General features: G+C 41.7%; 20 protein-coding genes. 5 read left to right on the forward strand and 15 right to left on the reverse strand.

Going from position 1 to position 24,228, the window contains the following annotated elements; genetic code table 11:
• Positions 1–10: 10 nt before the first annotated feature.
• The 5 genes from rpsI (at position 11) to scpB (ending at position 4,366) form a co-directional block, all read left to right on the forward strand.
• Positions 11–397: a 30S ribosomal protein S9 gene (rpsI, locus tag ACTXGE_RS09570; protein WP_317199887.1), complete on the forward strand. Its 387-nt coding sequence runs from the start codon at positions 11–13 to the stop codon at positions 395–397.
• A 216-nt stretch (positions 398–613) separates the two neighbouring features.
• Positions 614–1,699 carry an LpxL/LpxP family acyltransferase gene (locus ACTXGE_RS09575; RefSeq protein WP_443541391.1) on the forward strand — a complete coding sequence of 362 codons (1,086 nt, stop codon included), beginning with the start codon at positions 614–616 and terminating at the stop codon, positions 1,697–1,699.
• Positions 1,700–1,816: 117 nt separating this feature from the next.
• Positions 1,817–2,872 carry a tryptophan--tRNA ligase gene (trpS, locus tag ACTXGE_RS09580; protein ID WP_443541390.1) on the forward strand — a complete coding sequence of 352 codons (1,056 nt, stop codon included), beginning with the start codon at positions 1,817–1,819 and terminating at the stop codon, positions 2,870–2,872.
• Positions 2,873–2,921: 49 nt separating this feature from the next.
• On the forward strand, positions 2,922–3,731 hold the full coding sequence (locus tag ACTXGE_RS09585) for a segregation and condensation protein A (protein ID WP_443541490.1): 810 nt from the start codon (positions 2,922–2,924) through the stop codon (positions 3,729–3,731).
• Between the two features lie 77 nt (positions 3,732–3,808).
• On the forward strand, positions 3,809–4,366 hold the full coding sequence (gene scpB / locus ACTXGE_RS09590; RefSeq protein WP_443541389.1) for an SMC-Scp complex subunit ScpB: 558 nt from the start codon (positions 3,809–3,811) through the stop codon (positions 4,364–4,366).
• Between the two features lie 44 nt (positions 4,367–4,410).
• On the opposite strand, the gene ACTXGE_RS09595 is transcribed toward scpB, so the two are convergent.
• The 15 genes from ACTXGE_RS09595 to ACTXGE_RS09665 all read right to left on the reverse strand — a co-directional run bounded on the left by ACTXGE_RS09595 (position 4,411) and on the right by ACTXGE_RS09665 (position 24,172).
• Positions 4,411–5,610, reverse strand: coding sequence for a DegT/DnrJ/EryC1/StrS family aminotransferase (locus ACTXGE_RS09595; RefSeq protein ID WP_443541388.1), 1,200 nt, complete (start codon positions 5,608–5,610; stop codon positions 4,411–4,413).
• 19 nt (positions 5,611–5,629) lie between these two features.
• On the reverse strand, positions 5,630–6,238 hold the full coding sequence (locus ACTXGE_RS09600; protein ID WP_443541387.1) for a sugar transferase: 609 nt from the start codon (positions 6,236–6,238) through the stop codon (positions 5,630–5,632).
• A gap of 88 nt (positions 6,239–6,326) precedes the next feature.
• Entirely contained in the window at positions 6,327–7,469 is a 1,143-nt protein-coding gene (locus tag ACTXGE_RS09605) for a glycosyltransferase family 4 protein (RefSeq protein WP_443541386.1), read from the reverse strand.
• Positions 7,462–8,367, reverse strand: coding sequence for a glycosyltransferase family 2 protein (locus ACTXGE_RS09610; protein WP_443541385.1), 906 nt, complete (start codon positions 8,365–8,367; stop codon positions 7,462–7,464). Before ACTXGE_RS09610 ends, ACTXGE_RS09605 begins: the two co-directional genes overlap by 8 nt.
• Positions 8,367–9,407, reverse strand: a complete 1,041-nt coding sequence (locus tag ACTXGE_RS09615; RefSeq protein WP_443541384.1) for an EpsG family protein — start codon at positions 9,405–9,407, stop codon at positions 8,367–8,369. The genes ACTXGE_RS09610 and ACTXGE_RS09615 overlap by 1 nt, the downstream gene beginning before the upstream one ends.
• A gap of 26 nt (positions 9,408–9,433) precedes the next feature.
• Positions 9,434–10,522 carry a glycosyltransferase gene (locus ACTXGE_RS09620; RefSeq protein ID WP_443541383.1) on the reverse strand — a complete coding sequence of 363 codons (1,089 nt, stop codon included), beginning with the start codon at positions 10,520–10,522 and terminating at the stop codon, positions 9,434–9,436.
• Between the two features lie 58 nt (positions 10,523–10,580).
• On the reverse strand, positions 10,581–11,582 hold the full coding sequence (locus ACTXGE_RS09625; protein WP_443541382.1) for a glycosyltransferase family 2 protein: 1,002 nt from the start codon (positions 11,580–11,582) through the stop codon (positions 10,581–10,583).
• Entirely contained in the window at positions 11,579–12,583 is a 1,005-nt protein-coding gene (locus ACTXGE_RS09630) for a polysaccharide pyruvyl transferase family protein (RefSeq protein WP_443541381.1), read from the reverse strand. Before ACTXGE_RS09630 ends, ACTXGE_RS09625 begins: the two co-directional genes overlap by 4 nt.
• Before the next feature lie 166 nt (positions 12,584–12,749).
• Positions 12,750–13,940, reverse strand: coding sequence for a hypothetical protein (locus ACTXGE_RS09635; protein ID WP_443541380.1), 1,191 nt, complete (start codon positions 13,938–13,940; stop codon positions 12,750–12,752).
• A 257-nt stretch (positions 13,941–14,197) separates the two neighbouring features.
• A complete protein-coding gene (locus tag ACTXGE_RS09640; protein WP_443541379.1) occupies positions 14,198–15,166 on the reverse strand; it encodes a glycosyltransferase family 2 protein in 969 nt (322 codons plus the stop codon).
• Positions 15,167–15,243: 77 nt separating this feature from the next.
• The gene (locus ACTXGE_RS09645; protein ID WP_443541378.1) at positions 15,244–16,059 is read right to left on the reverse strand and encodes a glycosyltransferase family 25 protein; all 816 of its coding nucleotides are present in this window, start codon (positions 16,057–16,059) and stop codon (positions 15,244–15,246) included.
• A 99-nt stretch (positions 16,060–16,158) separates the two neighbouring features.
• Positions 16,159–17,958 carry an ABC transporter ATP-binding protein gene (locus ACTXGE_RS09650; protein WP_443541377.1) on the reverse strand — a complete coding sequence of 600 codons (1,800 nt, stop codon included), beginning with the start codon at positions 17,956–17,958 and terminating at the stop codon, positions 16,159–16,161.
• A 126-nt stretch (positions 17,959–18,084) separates the two neighbouring features.
• Complete coding sequence (locus tag ACTXGE_RS09655) at positions 18,085–20,037, reverse strand: polysaccharide biosynthesis protein (RefSeq protein ID WP_443541376.1); 1,953 nt, start codon at positions 20,035–20,037, stop codon at positions 18,085–18,087.
• 52 nt (positions 20,038–20,089) lie between these two features.
• Positions 20,090–22,315 (reverse strand): polysaccharide biosynthesis tyrosine autokinase, encoded by a 2,226-nt coding sequence (locus ACTXGE_RS09660; protein ID WP_443541375.1) that lies wholly within the window; start codon positions 22,313–22,315, stop codon positions 20,090–20,092.
• 381 nt (positions 22,316–22,696) lie between these two features.
• On the reverse strand, positions 22,697–24,172 hold the full coding sequence (locus tag ACTXGE_RS09665) for a capsule assembly Wzi family protein (protein ID WP_443541374.1): 1,476 nt from the start codon (positions 24,170–24,172) through the stop codon (positions 22,697–22,699).
• Positions 24,173–24,228: the final 56 nt, after the last annotated feature.

Genomic DNA, 24,228 nt, shown 5'->3' on the forward strand with positions numbered 1-24,228 from the left:
GGATAATTTTATGGAACGCAATTACGGAACTGGTCGCCGCAAGACCTCTACCGCTCGTGTCTTTTTAGCTAAAGGTACTGGTAGCATTGTCGTTAACGGCAAGCCACTTGATGAGTATTTTAGCCGTGAAACCTCACGCATGGTCGTTCGTCAACCGCTAGAATTACTTGACTCACCTGTCGCTTATGACTTGTTTATTACTGTCAAAGGCGGTGGTATCAGTGGTCAAGCAGGCGCGATTCGTCACGGTATCACTCGTGCCCTAATCGAGCTTGACGAGACTAACAAGCCTGCCCTAAAAGCGGCTGGGTTTGTCACTCGTGACTCACGTCAAGTTGAACGTAAGAAAGTTGGCCTACGTAAAGCACGTAAGCGTCCACAATTCTCGAAGCGTTAATCAAAGCTACGGCCTATTACTTATTGCAATTTAAGACTCGCGATAAATAAGCCTAGATTTGCAAAGCCTTATAAGTGCCAATGTGCTTATAAGGCTTTTTTGTGCTTGTGATGTTATTAAACTTAGATATACAGCTCAAGTATGATTGCATATTTGCTTGCAAAGTCATCCGCCCTACCTCATCATACCTATACCTTTTATAACTGATCTAATTCTATGAAAGCGCCTGAACAATACGATCCAAGTAAGCATAATAAATCAGACCCTAAAGTAGCAAGTGCGCAAACGACAAAGTCGCCAGCACTACCTGAGGGTACACCAAGCATCACTGACACTCAAAAAAAAACGGCACATGCTGACAAAAAGCCTTTTTTATGGCAGTTTTTACACCCGAAATATTGGGCGATTTGGCTACTCATGGCTATGATTTTGCCAATGATATATCTGCCACTACGCTGGCAGTTTTGGCTTGGGCGCAAGCTTGGTATTGGAATTTATAAAGTAGCAGGCTCACGGCGGCGCGATACTATGATCAACCTAAGCTTGGCGTTTCCAGAGAAGCCTGAAGCTGAACGTGAGCTGATGGCCAAGCAAGTCTTTGTTAATCAAGGCATCGGTGTGTTTGAGACTTTGTGCGCTTGGTTTCGTCCTAATGTCTTTACTCGCACTGTGTCCATCTCAGGCTTACAGCATCTAGTCAATGCGCAAAACGAAGGCCGCGCCGTTATTTTATTGGGCGCTCACTATACCATGCTCGATCTGGGTGGCCTGCTCTGCACGCAGTTTTTTGCTACTGATTGTATGTATCGCCCGCAAAACAATCCACTGTTAGATTGGTTCATCTATAACGGTCGTACCAATATCTTTGGCAAGCAGATATCCAGCCGTGACATGCGCAGCCTGGTCGATTCTATTAATTCAGGTCATGTTATATGGTACTCACCGGATCAAGACTATGGTCTTAAGCAAGGCGTAATGGCGCCATTTTTTGGCGTGCCTGCCGCGACGATTACTATGCCGCGCAGGCTCGCCAAACTTGGCAGCAAAAAACACCCGCCAGCAGTGATAGCGCTACATACTTATCGGCAAACGCCAGATAATCTGCCGCGCGGCAAGCGCCCGCACTATCATATTACTATTACTCCTGCCTTAGATAATTATCCAAGCCGCGATGAAGTAGCTGATGCAACGCGTGTCAATGAAGTATTAGAGGGCCTCATTCGTATCGATCCAACGCAGTGGATGTGGTTTCATCGGCGTTTCAAACACGGACCTAAAGGCCGTAGTAATATCTACAAGTAAGCCTGATGCTCTATACATAAACAAAGCCATCAAGAATTTTGCTATACTTTGCGCCATTAAATTGAGTCATTTTCAGTGACTCAGCACCTTTTTATAATAACGACTAACGGATTTATTATGAGTAATCAAACTGACGCGCCTAAACGCATCTTAACAGGCATCAAACCTACAGGTATTCCGCATCTAGGCAATTATGTCGGCGCGATTCGCCCTGCTATCGAGTCTATTCAAAATAGCGATGATGAGGCGTTTTTCTTCTTAGCCGATTATCACGGTATTATCGGCTGTTATGATCCTGCTATCATTCATGAATCTACCAAAGCTATCGCTGCCACTTGGATCGCCTGCGGTCTTGACCCTGAGCGTGTCACTTTTTATCGTCAGTCGGACGTGCCAGAGATACCTGAGCTGACTTGGGTTCTAAATTGCTCCTGCGCTAAGGGTCTGATGAACCGCGCTCATGCGTACAAAGCAGCAGTCGATGTCAATACAGAAAAAGCGGACGTCGACCCTGACCAAGGCGTGACGATGGGACTGTTCGGCTACCCTGTGCTTATGGCAGCAGATATCTTGATGTTTAATGCCACTCACGTACCCGTCGGCCGTGACCAAGTACAGCACATTGAGATGGCGCGTGATATTGCAGGTACCTTTAATCATAAATACAAGCCGCTATTTACCCTACCCTCAGCTGTTGTTGACGAAGATATGCCGCTACTAACGGGACTTGATGGGCGCAAAATGAGCAAAAGCTACAACAATACTATTCCATTATTTGGCGATGGCAACCCACAAGTGAGCTCAGAGAAGCAGATGCACAAAGCCATTATGAAAATCGTCACCAACTCGCAATTGCCAGAGGAGCCAAAAGACCCTGACGACTCGGCGCTTTTTGAGATTTACAAAGCCTTTGCTACCCCTAGCGAGATCGCTGATATGCGCGCGCAATACGCTTCGGGAATTGGTTGGGGCGACGCCAAGCAAGTATTGTTCGACAAAATAAACAGCGAAATTGCGCCTTTTCGTGCGCGTTATGAAGAGCTGATGGCTAATCCAAAAGAGTTAGAGGAAATCTTGCAAATGGGCGCGCAAAAGGCCCGTCGTCATAGCCGCAAGCAACTGGATAAAACGCGCCGCGCTATCGGTATCCGTCCGCTAGCTAAGTTAAAGTAACGGGTCAAGCTTAAGTTGATAGCTTTTATAGTTAAGCACGGGGTCTGTCATTAAAAACACTGATACTAAGGATAGGACACGCGATGATAGCGAACTACGTATTTATCAGACGCCTATCACACATCTGCCAGATGATCTATATGTGCCGCCACAAGCTTTTGCAATTTGGCTAGAGCAGTTTGCAGGGCCGTTAGACTTTTTGTTGTACTTAGTTAAGAAAAACAATGTCGATTTAACGCAACTGCCCATCTTGCCGATCACCAAGCAGTATCTGGCTTATATCAGCGAGCTTGATACCAAGCACTTTGAGCTGGCAGGTGACTATCTGCTGATGGCATCGACCTTGATTGCGATAAAGACGCAGCTGCTACTGCCAAAAGCGCAGACCCCGACCGATGAGCGCGACCCCAAAGCTGAGCTGATTGAGCGCTTAGAGGCCTACGCGCAGATCAAAGAGGCAAGCCGGCGCTTAGATGCGCTCGTTCGCCTTGAACGTGACGTTTTCAACGCCATGGTTAGCCTACCTAATGTTGATGTCATGCGTGCTGAGCTGCCAAGCTACTCACCCAATCTTTTGATTGAAAGCCTATTTAAAATGCAACTTAAGCCCGATTATCAAATGCATACTATCAAAGTTGATAGTGTCCCTCTCTCTGATCGTATCGCTAGTATCAGCAGACAGCTCAGTACAGGCAAGGCGCAATATTTTTATCAGCTCCTAGATAAAGCGCAAGGCAAAATTGGCGTGGTCGTCAGCTTCGTCGCCGTGCTAGAGTTGATGAAACGCCAGTTGGTTGGGGTGATTGCAAGTGATAAGTATGACGATGGTGAGCATTTGCACTTAGAATGGTTGGCGTAGGCTGTGGTTAGTTTTATTAAATTCTCGTAGCAGATATAGCACTATCAAATTATTTCCAATGAAAAGAGCAATCCTTAATGGCAAATAACAATCCTAACCCTGCCGAAAGTAATAGCGAATTTCATAGCCTACAGATAGAGGTATTACTCCACGCTTCAGAAGCCCCACTTAGCGCTCAGGCGATCAAAAAGCACTTGTCTTTATCTGATAAAGTATTGAAGTTAGCTTTAGCACAACTAGAGCAGCGATTAGCTACTGGTGCATTAAGACTCAATAAAACCGCGAGCGGCTACCGACTACAAATAGCGGATGAGTATAGCGCGCTTATTCAGCAGGTATTTCCGCAGCGTCAAGAGCGCTTGAGTCAGGCACTGCTTGAAACTTTGAGCGTTATCGCCTATAAGCAACCTGTAACCCGTAGCGATATTGAATACGTACGCGGCGTCACCTTATCGAGCAGCATGCTGCGCCAACTGTTCGATAAAGGCTGGATCAAAGAGGATGGGTTTAAGGAGACTCTAGGGCGTCCGGCGCTATTGCATACTACTTCGCTGTTCTTGGATGCTTTTGGGTTGACATCTTTGGACGAGCTGCCACCAATGCCTGATTTGACCAATCTTGGTACAAGCTTGTAACAGTATCTATTAATAATAGGTAGCATTTTTTACTTACAGCTTAGCTAAGCTCTGTCTATTTTGGTAAATACATCATCGATAGCAAGAATGGTCTTTTCAATCTCTTGTGAGGTCAAGGTTGGATGTACCAAAAACATCAAACTGGTCTCCCCAAGCGCTCTTGCAACAGGCAATCTAGTTTCAGGACGCAAACTGGTGTTATCAAAGGCTTTTTCTAGATAAACTTCGGACGCTGAACCCGAAAAGCAAGGGACGCCCCTCTCATTTACTTCCATGATGATGCGATCTCTTGACCAGCCCAAAGGTATACTCGGTTGTACATAGACGTATAATTTGTAATACGCATGCTGGGATTGCTCAAAACCTAGTGTCTGCTCCAACCTAGGTACAGATAAATAGCCTTTATCCGCCCATTTATCACAAGCGGCTAGTATAGCTTGCGCGTTCTTAGTACGGGCGGCTGTCCAATCATTCATACGCTCAAGCTGAATGCGACCGATCACTCCTTGCATCTCAGTCATACGCCAATTGGTACCGAAGTTCTCGTGTAGCCAGCGATAGCCCGGCGCATGCTCAGTCTCATAAACAGCAGCAAAGCTCTTGCCATGATCTTTGTAAGCCCACATCTTACGCCATAGCTGCTCATCGTTGGTAGTGACCATACCGCCCTCACCGCCTGTGGTCATAATCTTGTCCTGACAAAAGCTCCATGCCCCTATATGACCGATACTCCCAACGCTACGATTCTTGTAGCGTGCGCCATGAGCTTGTGCACAGTCCTCTATGACATATAGGTTATGCTGCTCGGCCAGTGCCATAATGCCATCCATATCGCAGGGCCAGCCCGCTAGATGCACACAGACGATGCCCTCAGTTTTATTAGTGATAACCGCGGCGATGCTCTTAGGCGTTATATTGCCTGATACGTCGTCGACATCAGCGAAGATAGGCGTTGCCCCTGCATTAACCACAGATGAGATACTCGCGATAAAGGTACGCGGCGTAACGATGACCTCGTCACCTATGCCAATACCTAAAGCTTGTAGTGCCAAATCTAGAGCTAAAGTACCATTGCCCAATGCTATTGCATAATTGCTACCTGTCCAGTCAGCGAACTCTCGCTCAAAATGACGACATTCATTCCCAGTCCAGTAGTTCACTTTGTTAGATAAAAGCACTTGGCTAACGGCGTTAGCCTCTTCTTTTGTGAAGCTCGGCCATGGTGAAAACTTAGTATTTAGCATATGCACCTCTACAATATATTTAATCGCTTAGTATCATCTTATTACCTATGAACTTGCTCATCGTCGCTTCGCCGTCAGCATTGATACCGTCCTTTAGGATCACTTTTTTGACAGTTTTAAATAAAATTTTTGTATCTAACCAAAAAGACTGATTGTCAACGTACCATATATCAAGTGCAAATTTTTCGTCCCAACTGATAGCATTACGTCCATTGATCTGCGCGTACCCTGTGATGCCAGGGCGCACGTGATGACGGCGCAATTGTTCATCATTATATAGGGGCATATACTCCATCAACAGCGGACGTGGCCCTACTAGACTCATATCGCCTTTAATCACATTCCATAGCTCTGGTAATTCATCCAGGCTCATATTACGCAGCATGTGACCGAATGAGGTTAGGCGCGCCTCATCTGGCAATGGATTGCCTTTAGCATCTATCGCCTCTTTCATAGTACGAAACTTAATCATCTTAAAAGGCTTGCCATATAGACCGGGGCGCGTTTGGCGAAAGAGTACTGGCGAACCCAATTGCTGCCTGACTTTATACGCGGTAATTATATATACCGGTGATAAAACAACTAAGGCTGCACTACTAGCGGTGATATCAAAAAGTCGTTTTAACATCTGCATTTACCTCAATTTTATTTTAGCTCAAAGGCTCGTAGAGTTAGACTCCACATGATTGACAACCGACTACTAGCAAACCGCTTTTCTAGCTTGATTGCGTTTCTGTGTCTAGAAACTTTGCATAAATCTTTGTCATGGCATCTAGTGCGTTAGCAATATCAAATACTGCCGCCCTCTTTATCGCAGAGGTTGCTATTTTAGAACGTAGCTCGTCATCGCTATATATCTTAAATATAGCATCAGCTAACGCTTGTGAATCATCCTGTGCAAACAAGACACCATTTACGCCATGCTCGATAATCGTACCATGTCCCCTATCGATAGTCGCAATAGGCGGCAATCCACACATCATAGCTTCAACAAGATTAATGCCTAGCCCTTCTTGTTTACTCGTAGATACGACAACATCGGAGACTTGATAGTACTTTTCAATATCAGTAACAAACCCGGCAAAGCGTATATGATCGTAAACCCCATGGCTTTTGGCATACCACTCAATCTCACTTAGCAATACACCCTTACCTGCAAGTAATACCGTAAAGCTATCCATTTGCGTGCTTAGACGTTTGATCGCATCTATGAGCAGTCGATGGTTTTTTCTCTCGATAAATTCAGCAGCATATATGATGACAAAGTCATCTTTGTCGATAGTTAACTCCTCTTTCAAAGACCTTTTTTGCTCAGACAATAGCGGCTTAAACCGCTCAGAGTTTACACCGATACCAGGTATTACAAAGTATTCGGTATCTGGTGATCCCTTTTTACTGATTAGATCAAAATCCTCTGTATTAATACAGATAATGGCATCCGTAATATAAGATAAAGCCACTTCAACAGGATAGTAGGTCAACCAAGACCAAGTACTGGCGCCCTTAAAAAAATGAAAGCCATGTGCGGTATACAAAAGCTGTGTGCCCTTTTTTCTAGCGACAATAGCGGACAGTCTTGAGAGCACCCCGGCCATAGGGGTATGACAAGATATCAAGGCATAGTCGTTATCATCGACAATAGCTTTTAGTTGAATTAAGCTTTTGATATGTGACAATGATAAGGGAGATCGCTCAAAACCAATTTGCCATACCTTTGACACAGTACTATCTATAAATTCGCCACGACAAGCCACATGAACCTCAAACCCATTATCACAAAACCACTTTAGATAAGGTCTGTGAAAGGCCTGAAAATGCTCTGCAACTGATGCAACAAAGAGTATTTTACGCTTAGACATGGTCAATACCTGGTATTTTCGTTGAATAAATACTATCCAATGCCTGATTAAATATCTCCAGCATTGGGTCTGGCACTTTTGTTTTTTTGCTCTTTTTGTTTCTACGTTTGAGAAGATAGTCTAAAGTTCCTGTTGATGCCATAACCTGCACAACTCCTGTTTTTAGTGCCGATTTAGCAATATATTTAAGCCTCTTAGATCTTTTATCGATCAAAGGCGCGTGATGCTTTCTTTCTGCTTGATAAGCTCTAATTAGTTTTTGAAGTGTCACGTTTCCCTCCTCTCGATATAGGTACAAAGGCTCTTTGAGGGAGATGGCGCGAAAATCACCTGCTCTGGCAGCTCGTAGCCATAGCTCACTATCTTGCCCAACTGGTAGCGACTCATCGTAGCGATTGCGCTGATACCAGCTTTTACGCGCTACTAGACCTGCATGCAAAAACCCTTGCGACTTATTTAATAGCTTGTTAAAAGTATAGTTGTGTTCATCAGCCCCTCTGTAGCCATTAAAAGAGCCATCTTGCCTAATAGAATAAGTGCCGCATGATGCAAGATCGTACTTTTTACTCGTCAACAAAATATCTAATAGCTTTTGCACTCTATCAGGCGTCATCATATCGTCCGCATCCATACGTACGATAAAGTCATACTGGGCTATCTCAACCAACTCATTGAGACGCGCCGCGAGACGGCGATTTTGACCGTCTGAATACACCTTTACTCTAGGATCACTAATCGATTGAGCTATCGCTAAGGAGCCATCTGTAGAGCCGTCATCAATCAATATGAGCTCCCAGTTTTTGTGGGTTTGAGCAAACACAGAACGTACTGCCTCTATTAGAGTAGACTCAGCATTATAAAAGGGAATACAAATAGTGACGGGCGCAGAATGATTCATCAGAAAATCTCAAAAACGGGATTAATAATGTATGGGGTCAAGTTACTAAATCGAGACGTCGTTAGGATAAAGTAGATAAGAAAAAGGCCTACGCCGATACCGGTGATATAGATATTATTTATTTTTTTAAAGAGGATAGGCAGTATTAGCACTAAGGTCCACGTAAAATAGCTCAATAATCGCTGTGGTCCTGATGGATTTGCACCGAGCATGGCAATAGGTATCATAAAAGCCACGCCAATCGCATAAAAAGAGAACAGTGTGATAAACGACTCGTCCTTTATTTTATAAAGTCGTATGATAAAGAAGGTAAATAGTAGTAGCGCTAGATAAAATCCTAAAATGAACAGCCCTCCAGCACTATCAGAGGTCTCAACATATGCCTCATATCTGGCGTTAGTCGATGCTATGTAGGCAATCAATATGCCGCTAATAGTAAAAGACCCTATAAAGGTCATTATGATTTTGTATAAAGGCGCTATGTTGAGGTGAACTAAAAAGTAAAAGGGAATCATAAATAGAGCGGTCGTATGGAACAATGCGGCTAACAAACATATCAATAGATAAGGAATCAATCGCTTATCTAACAAAAAGGGTAAGGCAGAAGCGAATATGGCCATCGCCAAACCTTGACGTAATCCGTTAAAAAAGAAAGGATAAATACCTAATGTGATGAATAAATACACAGAAAACCAGTAATCTACGCTGTATTTTCTGATAACAGTTAGGTAGCAAAATACAACGATAAATGCGGTACTTATAAATAGCCAAAAATAACTGTGAGTCACGCTTAGTAACGCATACTCTAACACTTGGTAACCTGGCTCGACAAACTCTTCAAATTTAAAGTTATAGACGTCGAGCTGCTCTCTAAAGTCTCGAGTATAATTCCAAGAATCTGTACCCACGCGAAAACTACGCACACCTGCAAACAAAGTAAGAGCGATCAGGGGCACCCAAAAAGACTTACGGTTAAGCGCTTTTTGTTCTAGTACGATCCAAAAAGTAACAAAGCTGAGAACCAGTAAGTATGGAATCATATAACCCTCTTTTTTGTGGGCTCTAGTTAGAGACTTTCATAAACTTGTGCTAGTTTTTTTGCATTCTCAGACACATCAAAACCATTTGATTTAAGTATTTGTATTTTTTTATCTTTAGAGCACTCTAGCTCTTTGTTATCTAACAGCGCTTCCACCCAAGTCCTTGGATCATCAATGGGTAAAAATTCAACCAAACCTAGTCCTAAATCTACCTCAGACGATACTTGAGTGGATACTAAAGCTTTTAGCCCTACCGTCTGACTCTCAACCAGCACAACTGGAAAGCCTTCATGCAAGGATGGCATGAGCATGTAGTCGGCACTTGCCATAAGTTCAGTGATATCGGTACGTACTCCTAAAAACTGAACGTGTTCGGTTAGAGCGCTTCGTTGTACTTGATGTCTTAGCTCATCCTCCAAGTCCCCTTGTCCCACGATGTATAAGGTAAAGTCTATATTGCGATCTTTTAGTAGCTCAGCGATTTTTAATGAGAACTCATGGTTTTTGACATCGCTTAAGCGGCCCACTTGAATAAGTTTCAGACCTTTATCATAAAACGTCTCGCTTATATAATTTCGCATGCCATCAGCGATAGCCATCATCTTATTTATATCTACCGCGTTGGGTAGTAACCAGACCTCTTTTTTCGTACCAAATAAGTATTTGGCCGCAAGCTCGCCGCAAGCAATTTTATAAGTAGCTACCTTTCGATTGGTCATCAGCGACCAGCGCTCGTATATTTTGCCTGTCATAGTAGATTTGCTACTACTGGTATTATGAGAGTGAGAGATAAGATGCGGCACGCCAGCACCTTTTGCCGCCAATAAATGAAAAGCATTACTTAATAGCATGTGAGAGTGTACGATACGGTACTCAGGGTGCTGACGTAAAAACCGCATCAGTACCCGCATACGCGAAGCTGGATTGCTCGCTATTATCGGAATAATCCTGCCGCCCATTGCTAGGATCTCATCATCATAATCGCCGGCATCAGGGGTAAAGTTTGTAAAATCAAACTGAAACTGACTACGATCTATATGGCGATATAAATTCATCAGCATAGTCTCAGCACCAGCACGATCCATCTTACTTACGATATGTAGCACTCTTTGCATACTCATCACCCCTTTTATCACTAAATATCGAACCCAACCTCTATAAGCTTTATAAGATTTACTTTTGTAGTACTCTGAGTCTCTGGGTGCGACGTAACGCGTGACGCAGCGCTTTTACACTATACAAGTTCATAGGATATGGCATACCCACTATAGTTGAGAGCATCATATGCTTGATATTAGTCGCACTGTTATAGTCATCAGACTGCATCGTCCTCTGTGCTTGTTTGACCGCTTTGAGTGCAGTCTTTAAATACGTCGAATCAATGCGGGTCAAAACTCTCCAATGACTCTGTCTACACTTATGAGCAAAAACCTTTCTTACCTTATACGCCTTGTGATCATCTAACAAATTTTTTACTATCGCGTGAATAGCGAATAGATCCAGCAGCTCTTTGCCCCTTGATTCTGTGATAGAGGTGCCGCGCTGTCTGTATAAGTAAAAATTAACGGGCAAGTGAAATCTCTTAGTCGTAGATAGTCCAAGGTGCCAATGAAAGGGCCAGTCTTCGTAATATAAGCCCTCTGGAAAACGTAATGACGTAGAACGTATCACACTTGCGCGTATGAACTTGAGCCATGCAAAATGTGGCAGATTATAATAGTCATTATCTTGTTCAACAGCGTTATACTCTAGGCTGCCACGCGGATATGGCAGCGCCATCTCCGCGACGCCATCATCAAAGGACATGAAATCATAAGTCACGACTTCCGCTTGTGACCAAAGGGCGCAATCAACACAAGCGGCTACTAAGCGTATATCTACGATGTCATCAGAATCAATGAACATCATGTATTCACCCGTCGCAGACTCGATGCCAGTATTACGAGCCGCAGAGAGCCCTTTGTTTTTGCTATGCTGAACGACTTTTATGCGCTTATCACTGAGATGATGATCGAGCAGTTGTCTAGAGTTATCAGTAGAACCGTCTTCGACTATGATAATTTCTAGGTTTTGATAGGTTTGCTGTCTGATAGAGTTCAGGCAAGCGTCGAGGTAGTTTTCTACGTTATATACAGGAACGATGACACTGACTAATGGAGCTACTGTAGTACTCATAGATACCTCAGCGCTTTTTTTAGATCGTTGTATTTATTGCTATCAACTGGGGACTCATCTAGTGGCCCATGAGGCAAGGACAATAAGCTATCAATAGACTTTGAGATTTGATCTATCTCATTAAGCTCTAAAAAAATAATTCTGGGATGAGCCTGTAACCAGTCAGCCTGCGTTTGTCTTATTTTATGGTTAGAGTTTGGCAGTACTAGACAAGGTGTACCAGAGAGTAGACTTAAAATCATGCCATGCAAACGATCCGTGACAACCAGATTTGCCGCTCGAAATTGGTTGAGCTTATCAGTCAACAGCTGAGTACAATGCGCCGCGCTTAACTGTGAGCCACCAGCGTGAGTATCTGTTTTCTCTATATCATAGCCAGTTTTGACTAACGCCTTATCAACGATACTATATTGCTTAGTTGTTAAAGCCGCTTCTTTATCATCTCGCAGGCAACGAAGAATACCAGACGTATCATGGCACTCCGTTGCGCCAAGCACCTTTGCAGTCGCACTCATAACAATGTCTGGCACTAGGCTAATCTTGACGGTATCTTTGCTACTAAACATCTGATTTAACTTAGCAAAGCTAATAGACTCTCTAGCCAAAAGATGAATATCAGGATGACTGGAATATACTTTTACAATTTGATTGAGCGCACGTTTGGACTTGATAGATTTATTCCAATCAAGGGTTTGTGGAAAACATATAATGCGGTTAGCCCTAAGAGTTTTTATCACCAGTTGCCGTAGGGCTTCGATATCAGGATAAGTACCGCCCATATTGCCACCGCCAATAATAGTGACGATGTCATCAGACTTTATTTGCTTATTAATAGAATCGATTAAAAATCTGGTTTGGCTAATGGGTATGCTAATAACGTCATAATCAGGCAGGACGCTTTTTAGATAGTGGCTTTGAGCACAAGAGATGGCGATGTCACCGATGTTGCCATAATCTGCTGCAAGAAAGACAAAAGCCTTCTTGCCTGAATTAAACTTCATTTCTTTCTTGTTGAATAAAGAAGTAAGTTTAACTTTAAAGGTAAGCGGTAATCTTTTAGAAACTACATTTAAATACTTCAAAATAAATCTCCTTATGGATTACCAGTATTTTTATAGATTAAGTATGCGCTATAAAAATTAAAGTCCTTGAGTATTTTTCATTAAACTAATGTATGAGCCTACCTTTTAATTTCGTTAATAACTTACGGCGGCGAGTCCCTTGAGGTAATAAATATGTAAGCGGAGGGTCTCGTTTAATAGCTTTTTGAACCTGATGTATCCATTTATTATCTACATTTGCATTGATCATCTCTAAGAGAATACGTTCCCATTCTGAAACAACATGACTACTAGAGAGTACCATTCGCTTGAGATGCTCTTTTTTGAGTGGAGTACTAAAACAAGTAGGATCTTCTACACCAGCAATCAAAAAGTTGAGACGAGTTCTAACGCATTTCTCGCATTCACCACAGTTACGATCAGTTTTATCTCCTTCCCAGCAAACTCGCAAGTTGCATACTCCGCACGACCATGCCGAGATGGTTCTAATTTTTTCAGTACGATCAAAGCCGCAACCATCATGTATTATCTGAAAAACACCGGAGCTTAGCATGGGGTCTAACATAGGATGATCTCCCATACGCATAAATAGCTCGTTGTAAGAGGGACCGCCCGCAATGAGTCCAACGCCTGCATACTTATAAAACGCACATAAAACCGAAGCTAATGCTGAACCAAAATAGCTCTCCCAGTTAATACTCCAAAGTTCACGTATATTGGTGCTGACAGTGAACAGTCTTACGTCTAGATCCTCTAAAGCTTCAGATGCTAGTCTTTTCGCACCAATAAAACCCTTGTCATCAGAAAGTGAGATATCAAAACCCTGTATAAACACACCCGCTTTTAGCCTTTGCGAACCATATCCAGCTTTTCCTGTCGCATGACGATAGGCAGTAAACTGAGCATCAGCGCCGCCAGAAAAGGCTGCAATAGCCCCCTCTACTTTTGTCTCGCACTCTCGAATACTCTTAACCTGTATATCTACTAAAAAAAATTGTTCAGGTGACCATTTTCTCCAAACATGTTGAAACTCTGTAAGGTTAGCAAGCAACTCACTAGAGATACTACCATGGACAATTACGTTCGCTTTCATCTGCATTGCTGGTAGTAATACAGCTAGTAAGTAAGAGTCACAGTTATCATCTTCTGGCATTGGTATAGTAGAAGGATATAGAAACCATAGCTGTTTATCAGTACGCTCACCACTAGCAGAGATTTGCGCTAACAAACAACAACGTCTTACACCTTTATCACTGGTCTGACTTGGTTGAGGTAAAAGCTCAAGAGAATCCTTCATATAAAGCTCCTATAGTAAAAGTAACAAGACAAGCTTTTTATTATTGCTAAAGCTACAATATGTATAACAAGTAATATCTTTAAAAGAAACTCTCGAAGACTAGGTAGTGCTTTTTATATTGAAGATTAAATTGTGTATACTATTTCAAAATAGCACTTAGATATAACTATACCATCTAATTTAGTTTTGAAAAATATAATTAATTATTCATTTAAAAATACCAAAAATATTTTATTTACAAAAACAAGATAAAAAATTCAAATTTTATAATTATCATGTTTTATAAAATGTTTTACCTTGATCAGCTGTATCACTATATTAATATTTATATTAGCTGTTTTTGAAAAATAGGTATAGAAAATATCTTTGTTAGCAGAGTATAAACCCCTATAAGTTTTTTGAATATCAAATTTATACTTGCTAAAATCTTTAAAATACAGAGCTAGAACAAAAGTATGTTTAGAGATATTGTTAATCTCCTGCTTAAAATCTTCAATCAGCCCTAGCTTTCGAACGTAACTACATAGCTCAGCTAAGAATAATAAATTGTCTTCTAAAACCCTTACCTTTATAGGCTTCCTACTTACTGAATCTGAAGCTACAACAACGTTGTAGAGCACTTTATCTAAAACTACTATTTTTTTGGCATGACAATATAAACTATATACAAATAAAGCATCTTCATTATGTTTTAATTTCATATTAAAAGTAACTTTGCTATTTAAAATAACTTCTCGTCTAAAAAAGTTTAACCAAGCAGAAGCAGGACTTAATTTGGTGTTGTCAAGAAATGATTTGAGATTGATATACTCTCCATAGTTTTTAGGCTTCCTTTCTCCAACTACTCTACCTCGTTCATAGCCGCGACATCCAAAGTAAATAACGTCAGCATCAGTAGACTTTGCAATGTCAGCCAAGACTTCAAAAGCATCCACATCCAAAAAATCATCGCTATCTAAAAAGTATAACCATTCACCATTAGATAAATAAATACCTAAATTTCTGGTTACACTCACCCCTTGATTATCCTTGTCTATAAATCTAATTCGACTATCTCTATCAGCATACTCTTTGCATATCATAGGGGATCTATCTGTACTACCGTCGTTTATTAGAATAATCTCTAGCGCTGCGTAGGTTTGATTGACCACTGAGTCGAGACACTTTTCTAGATAATTTTCTTTGTTGTAGACTGGTATGACTACACTTATTAAAGGCATACTCATTACTATATCTCCACTAACGGTTGATATGATGATTTAACTTAAATAATATGTTTTAACTAGATACCCTATGATTTTTATCATTTCTCAACGTACCTATAGGTTTTTAAAGTCATCGTCCTAAGCTGCCATTTCGTTAACCATAAACGCCATTTAATATATCTCTTAACTCGTAAACCAAAAATATTATTCTCAGACGTACTATCTAAGATTTTTTTTGAAGCTAACTCTCTTTCTTTTTGTATACTGCTACTAGCAAAATCTAAAGGATGATCAACAAAATCAGATAGAAATATTTTGTTGATAATATTTGAATTAGACAAGAACTCCCAATCATCAGCGACTATGAATTTATTTTTGGACAATTCAATAATACTTTTAGCTAAACTCAAGCTGATAAGGTAGCAACAGCTGCCATGAATAAAAGCATTACTTTTAATTGTTTTGTAAAACCTCTGATCTCCTATAGTGGTAATATGCTTAAAGCTTTTAACGATCATCTTTTTATTGAAATCAGTCTGACCACCAAGTAAGTAAAGTATATTTGGATCTAACTCAATATCTGAAAAAGTTGCAATGAAATATTTGAACCTTTTGTCCAAAATAACGTCATCTTCTAAAATGCACGCCCATTTAATATTGTTATCCAGCATATCTTGATAAACCAAAAGATGACTTAAAGTACAACCAATCTCACCAGCAGTCGCTGCAAACCCTCTTTCAATAATGGCTCCTGTACTTTTGACTCTATATGAATCTAATATACTATCTGATAGCTCTGTCCCATATATAGCATCAACAAACCCAAACTTGATATCATATTTATTTAGGGCGTTAGATATAGCTCTTCTTTTTTCTATATCCTTTTCTAGTGAGACTATATAAATTTTTAGCATCTTATTTATCCAAAGTAATTATTCATTCCTCATGTTTTATTCTCAATATTTGTTAATTCTAAATTAAATAATCTAATGCTTTTGTAGATCCATTTAGTTCTAAGCATGTTCAGCCATTTTCTTAAATTGAGAATTAGTCTCTACCAACTCTTGATAAGTGCCTTTATCTACTACTTTTCCTTGATCAATCAAGTAAATGATGTCGCATTTTTGCACGGTTTTTAGACGATGGGCGATCATAATGATGGTCTTTTTACCGCTTAAGTCGTGTATAGCGTCCATGATTACTTTTTCGGTAATACCATCTAAAGCACTGGTTGCTTCGTCAAATACCAAGGTGTCTGCCTCATAATATAGTGCACGAGCAATACCAATACGTTGACGTTGACCGCCTGAGAGTTGTACGCCGCGCTCGCCTACTGTGGTATTTACACCATCAGGGAGCTGGGCTACTAGCTCCGTTAAGCTTGCAAGCTTCAACGCTTTATTGACTTTTTTGGGATCGATATCTTCAGCAGGCAAGCCAAAGGCAATGTTTTCGGCGATAGAGCCTTCACTCAAAAAAATACTTTGCGGCACAAAGCCCAAGGTATTTTGCCAAGCACGTTTGTTTTCAGGAATGATGCGAGTGTCATCCATATACAGATGACCATTTTGCGGCGTTAGTAGCCCAAGCAATAGATCGATTAGAGTGGACTTTCCAGAACCAGAGGATCCTACGATACCGACCACACTATTGGCCGGTATCGTCATAGTGATGCCGTTTATAGCAGGCTGTACTTTGCCAGGGTAGTTGAACTTGATATCGCTCAAGGTGATTTTTTCTTTTAGCTCATTATGTACAGCTATGGGTTTTATCGTCTCAACTTCGCGGTTATGAGACGAGCTTTCTAAATCGTCTTTTACCGCTTCAAATGCTGATATGTTGGCTTTGATGCTCGCGACACTGGCATAGATTTGCTGCAATGCTGGAAGCAACTTAAATGCAGCTAACGCGTAAACGGCTAATATTGGTAATACCGCTCCCAAATTACCTTCGTGTAATTTAATCAGTAGTAGCACTAGGCCTATCATGCTGCCAAAAGCGATAAGCTCCATAAAATAGCGCGGTACTTGACTGATACCCGTGTTAGTTCCTAATGCGCGGGCAAAAATCTCTCCACTATCCTTAAAACGCTTGATAAAGTCGTGGCTACGATTGAGCAGCAGGACATCTTTGATACCGCCAAAGCCTTCATTCATCAATCTAAAACGTTCAGTAGAAACTTCAGATATTTTTGTGCCATTGGACACTAGCTTTTTGCGCACGAGCTTATAGAGTATGAAGTAGGCAAGAGCGAATAGGATTAAACCTAATATTGCTATCACAGGATTGTAGATGACGATACTAATAGAGATGAGGACCGCCAAAACTACTTTTGCATTCATTTGCATCAGCGGTTGTATTATTCCACCCGTTATACGCATGGCTTCTGTAGATATCTGCTTGGTCAGCTGTGCACTGCTACCGCTGGCATGAAACTGCCAATCTTCTTGCATATAGTGCGTATACAGACGATCTGCAATCTCAACCCCTACGCTGGCCCCATAAAGTGCGAGCTTCCAAGTGGTATACATAGATACTAAGGTAGATAAAGTTAAAGCTATGAGTACAAACAAACCGGTATAAAATATAAAGTCCATAGGATCAGTTAAGCCAGATAGCTGATATAACTCAGCAAAGACACGGTTTGTTTCGAGTATAGAGATGTCACCGACCAAGGCCATAAAAGGCGCTATGGACGCGATGCCTAATAGTTCAGTAAAAGCCATGATAACCACAAGCACTTGTAGTATATAGAACTGTCTGACTTGTTGAACTGAGAGCAGTCCAAACAGCTGCTTTATCATGCTAAACATAATCATCTCACTATAAAATTATTCTAAAAATTAATTTAAAAATTACATAAGCTAGATTTTCGCCCTGCGTTAGCTACTTGTATGATTCTATCTTCGCTTCGTATCAAAATCTGTCAGTAATACAGACTATACGGTAGCTGTGCTTTCTTGATAGCCTTCTACAAAGTGGGTGCATTCTTCTTTAAGCCATGCTATATCATTGATCTGCGCTCTATAAATAAGCTGAGACAACATGGTTTCGATGTCTTCTAACACAAAGCTATGCTCCATAGCTTGGCGAATGAGAGGATGATGCGTTGTCTCAACATTATCTTCGCCAATGATGAGTTCTTCGTATAACTTCTCACCAGGTCTAAGACCGGTCACCACGATTTCCATATCGCCATTAGGATTGTCTTTGTCTTTGAGCTTACAACCCGTTAGATAGATCATACGTTTGGCAAGATCCATAATCTTGACAGGCGCGCCCATATCTAATACAAAGACCTCACCGCCCGTTGCCATCGCACCTGCTTGAATCACCAAACTTGCGGCTTCTGGGATCGTCATAAAATAGCGAGTGACCTCCTTATGAGTCACGGTAATAGGCCCTCCTTTCTCAATTTGCTTAGTGAATAGAGGGATCACAGAACCTGATGAGCCCAGTACATTGCCAAAGCGCACCATACTAAAACAGGTTGCGCTCTCTTTTTGGCTTAGAGCCTGACAAACCAGCTCGGCCAAGCGTTTAGAGGCGCCCATAATATTGGTGGGTCTGACGGCTTTGTCCGTTGAGATCAGCACAAAGGTCTCGACACAAGCTTGCATAGCGGCATAAGCGCAGTGGTAAGTTCCTTTGGCGTTGTTGATAACTCCCTCAAACGGATTGTGCTCAACGATGGGTACATGCTTATAGGCGGCGGCGTGGTATACCGTCTGTATGTGGTAGTTGTTGAATACTTTTAGGAGCTTGTCTTCGTTGGTTGCATTGCCCAGCATAGCGACAATCTCAATGCTTTGATAAGCAGGATTTTCGTTTTGAATACTTTTGAGCTGCTGATGAATGTCATATAGCGCAAACTCAGACAACTCATAGAGCACCAAACATTTTGGCTGATTTTGAATGATCTGCCGGCACAGCTCACTACCGATAGAGCCACCAGCGCCAGTGACCAATACGTTTTTGCCAGTAATGTTCTTACCCAGTAGCAGCGTATCAGGCTCTACAGTCTGACGATCCAATACATCCAAAATATCAACAGGACGCATATCACTCACGGTTGCAATACCATCTGCAATCTCATGTAAGCTAGGTAGTTGTTTTATTTTGACTGCGGTCTCTGATATCTCATCGATAACTTGTCGACGCCGCACTCGGCTAACCGATGGCAATGCGACGAAGACTTGTGCGACCTCAAGTCTCTCGATTAAAGCAATCAAATCATTTGCTGCGTATATCTTTTTGCCCAATAGATAAGCGCCTACCAGATGCGGGTCATCATCAATATAGGCGACTACGTGATACTTACAAGAGCGTTTTAAGGCATCGCCAAGCTCTTTGCCCGCTGAACCTGCGCCATATATAATGATGTTCTCGCAGGAGTCATTATTAGAACGCGTTTTTTGCTGTCCGTTATGAGTATGATTAAGCAAGGTTTGTATACCTAAACGACTACCCCACAACCAGATGAACAATAAGAATAAAAATAAGAAAGGCGTTGAACGCGGAACAATAAACATCCATTCAACATAGTTAATCGCCTGATAAAATATAATAAGCGCTATAAATAGCTTTAGCACCTGATGCATAGCCGCATCACAAAATACTCTGGTAACGCTTCTATAAAATCCAATGGCATATAAGCCGATCACAGCAGGTAGAGCGTAGAGAAAAAGCTCAAAGGGACTAATGTGGTTCGCGATATACCCGTAACGTAAAGACAAAGCAAAAAATACGCAGGCGACCGATATGAGTAAGTCAATACTTATCAAGATGAGGCGTTTTATGCTACGCGGTAGAGACAACAGCCACTGCGTTATTTGATAGCGCCCATGGCTTTTTACCTGATAACTATCACTATATTCTAGTTTCTCAATCATGATATTTACCTGCCCAAATCAGTACTACAAGTTTAATGCTATGAATTCATGGCTATGAGTTACTGCCGTACTCATAGTTATAGTAATAGCTGCGCTTGTCTTTTTTGCTTTGCTGCATATCATTGATGACAATACCATCGACTGTGGTATTTGCCTTCTCCATCTGCTTGATGGCATAAGCCAACTGCTCCTCTAGCGGATCATTGTATTTAGTTACCATCAGCACCGTATCTGCATATTGCGAAATAATAACGGCATCTGAGGCGGCCAGTACTGGCGGTGAGTCTATGATGATGTAATCATAATGTCCTACCAGTTGTGCCATCAACTCACTAAACCTATCACTAGCCAGCCAAGATGAAGGATCATGCGCGTTATGTCCTCGCGGAATAAAGTCGATGTTATCTATCGCAGTCACGTGGGTGATACTAGATACCAAGTCCGCCTCAAAATTGAAGTACTCACTTAGACCAAAGTTGTGCTCTATAGCAAATACACTATGCAAATTACCCATACGCATATCTGCATCTATCACGAGAATCTTTTTGTTAAGATGAGAGAAGACCTCTGCTAGATTGGCTGTAATAAAGGATTTACCACCGTTGGGACTCTCTCCTGTGATAAGGATAACTCGGCCACGAGTAGTATCTGCACCAACCGCTCGGGCCTTAGTTGTTGCAGGTTGACCGAGCATTAAATAAGTGCGCAGGCTTTTGATAGCTTCATAGCTTAAGCTGCTCTTATCAATATAAGTCAGCAGTCGCCCTGTTGAATGTCTACTATCGATTAGATTTTTGAGGGGTTGTGAGCGCGGTATCATTGCTAGTACGGGCACGCCCATTCTATCTTCTAGTCCATTAGGATCTTTTACGTCACTTTTTATGAGGTGTCTTAGCAGTACGGACATAATACCCAGCAAAGCGCCAAATAAGAGTCCTGCCAGCAAGATAAGCGTCTTGTTAGGAGCAATAGGAATATATGTATCTACAGGCAAATCTACGATACGGGTATAGCCCGTTTGTCCCGCTTCGACGATCTTGAGCTGCTCATAATTTTTGAGCATGGTGAGATAAATTTCTCGGTTGATAGCAACGTCTTCTGATAACTTTAAAAACTCTCGTTGAATCTCAGGTAGGCCTGCAACCGTATTGTTAATAACTTGTTTTCTATCATTTAACACTCTGAGCTGATCATTGATTTGAATGACTAGCGGATGCTCATTGGTATAGTAAGTAGTCAGCTCGGCTTTATTTAACTTAAGCTCGTTGAGCTGAGTATCAATTTGCGCATTCTCTGTCAATAATAGCTCAGCTTCTCGGCCGACATCGATAGTGCCATATCTTTCACGGAATTTATTAAATACTCCTTCTGAATCTTCAAGCTTTTGTTTGAGTACAGGGATTTGGGTTTCCATAAACCCAACTGTCTTGGTAGTTTCCTCAGTGCTGCGTGCTTCACTGAGCTCGACATACGATATGACGATCTCTCTTAGAATGGAGCTAACCTGTTGTTGATTGGTTCCTGTCATAGACAGCTGGATAATACCGCTCAAATCCCCCTTTTCTACTACCTTTAATCTATTACTTATACTATTGGTCGTAAACTGTATAGATTGCTTAGTAATTGCTATAGGTTGTTGAGTATTAGGGAGATCAAGTACTGTAATCTGGATATCGCCATTTGTGCCCTTAAACTGCTCTGCTACATTAAGCTGACCTGTGAATTCATCAACCGCATTACTTAACGTAAATCCACTACCTGATCTCATCAAGGTAAAAGGCTGATCCAAATACTCTGCAGCGACCTCAAATTGACTAATTTTAGCGCTTCCATTATTAGTTTGAAGCGAGACATCATTGGTTGTATTTAATTGCGTGTTTATATTGTCGGATAGGATTTTATCGACTGTACCAATAGTAGGATTGCTTAAACGAATTTGTAGATGTAGTAAGCTGACTACGGGATCTAATACCATACGTGACTTTATGAGTTCTGTTTCTGCTTGAGATTTGCTCTCTTCAGTATCGATGAGATCAGATATGTTTTCACCAAGACCTGACACCCCTTGTGACTTTTCATCAACCTGTATAAGTGCATCTGCTTGGTATACAGGCGTCATATAGCGGCTGTATAAAACAGCGGATACTAGTCCTAGTAATACAAAGAACAGTATAATTTTCCACTCGCGCCGTAATATGTCAAACAAACTTAGCAAATCAAGCTCGCTGCTTTTATACTTACCCATAGATTCGGACTTTTTATTTGAGTCTGTTTTCATAAGCCTACTCATCGTCTCAATGGTTTTGACTGATTTGAATACAAGGTTATAACTGCTATACCATTCATTGTTAATAAATTCATCTAAGTAATTTTATTGAATATATAAATTCACAAAAAAGAATATAATATTACTGAATATACACCTGTATTAGTAACAACGCAACATACCTATATACTTATGATAGAAAAGTACCCCTAATACTATCAATGAATTCATATTTATATTAAATATATCAACGCTTTATGCACTAATACACGTCTATCTATGTTAATGAAAAATTTATAATTATATTTGATGAGCTAAATAATTATCGCTAAATTCAGACAAAAAAAAGACCCACTAAATATTTAGTAGGTCTTCTTTAATTTGAGCGTAGATCTAGTAAGTTTTGAGCTCAATCCCTATACCAGCGCCGATATCACTAGACTGAGTATCAGAGTCTACTGCCCATAGTCTTGTAGTAATCTTGGTTAAAGGTTGCAATTGATGCTCCCAAGCGACATCAATACTAGTGAGCTTATCAGTTGTTGGAAAAGCTTGGTTGTCAGCTTCATCTGCTTGATTTACTTTGGCATGTTGCACTTTAGCATTGATAAAATTACGGTTATCAAGCCATAATCTACCGCCTACGGCAACGCTCTCAGCATCGCCGCCAAGGGAATGACCAAGTGGATAGCCTTGCTGATAGTAGCCATCGGTGTAGAGAAAATGATCATACGATACGCCTTTGACCTCGCCACTACTTCGCGTGTCTGCATACTCAGCATAGACCTGATAAGGCAGGCCTTGGTAGCTAGACGCATAATCTGCGCCTGCTAAATACATATTTTTGGCAGGCAAGCCGCCTGCTTCATCTTCGCCAACATACTGTGCATAGACGCTAGCTGGGACGTTGACCAATGAGGATAGCTGTACTCTAGCATCAAAGCCGCCTAGCTGATTGGCAGGATCATCGTCTGTGTTGCCCGCAGTAGCTTCATTATCTCTAGTGCCTAATATAGCATCACCAAAGGAGCTTAAGCTCTCAGGTCGACCCTCACCTCCCCACATAAAAGTACGAGAGGCGCCTAGCTCAAGCCATTGCCAAGGACTAGCTGTTAGGCGGGCACCAAAGAGTTTGGCATCAGGTACCGCATCATAGTCATCGAGCTGACCTGCGAATAGTTGATACTGCCAAGGTCCTACCCAGTCCAAATATCGAGACGTCGGTGCAGTTTGGGTATCACGTTGCATGGTAAAGCCAGTCACCGGAATACTAGCATCCCCGCGGATGAGGCTACCATCATGACCCGGACCCCACCAAGCCGGTATCTTACCCGCGATTAGCCACTGATTGGCATAGTTACCAGCGAGATATGAGCCCTCAAAGCTGACATCTGAATCATCATCAATAAGCTCATCATTCTTCACAGTAGCTTGTAGGTTGGCTTCCCAGTCTCTTTCAGTTAGCGCTACTCCAACCATCACTTGTTGCCCAGCGAGCTTGTCATCTGCAAAGGTTTGCGGCAGTTGCTGACGATCCGTTTGTAGACTGAGCTCTCCAAAGGCTTGAACCACAGACTCACGGTTATTACTCAATCTAGTCTGTACTGACTGGAGCACTTGCTGCTGCGCCTGACTCTGGGCATTGGCTGTACTAATACCGCGGCTGATCTCATTCGCTGTCAGAGGCCACGTACTGGTACTTATTTGAGTGACGCCCTGCGCGTTTAGCCAGTCAATTTCTGCTTTTAATCGCAGATCATTCATATGCAGGTTTTGGGCGTTAGCGATCGTACTCATCAAGCCTACGCTTAACCCTATACTGACAATACCCAAAGTATTCAGACGACGGCGAAGCAAATGTATGGTCATAATGGTTTACTCTTGGTTTGTAGTGTTGGACGCAGAGTCTTGCTGTAACGTCTTGA

Source organism: Psychrobacter sp. T6-4, from assembly GCF_052258425.1.
Classification (GTDB): domain Bacteria; phylum Pseudomonadota; class Gammaproteobacteria; order Pseudomonadales; family Moraxellaceae; genus Psychrobacter.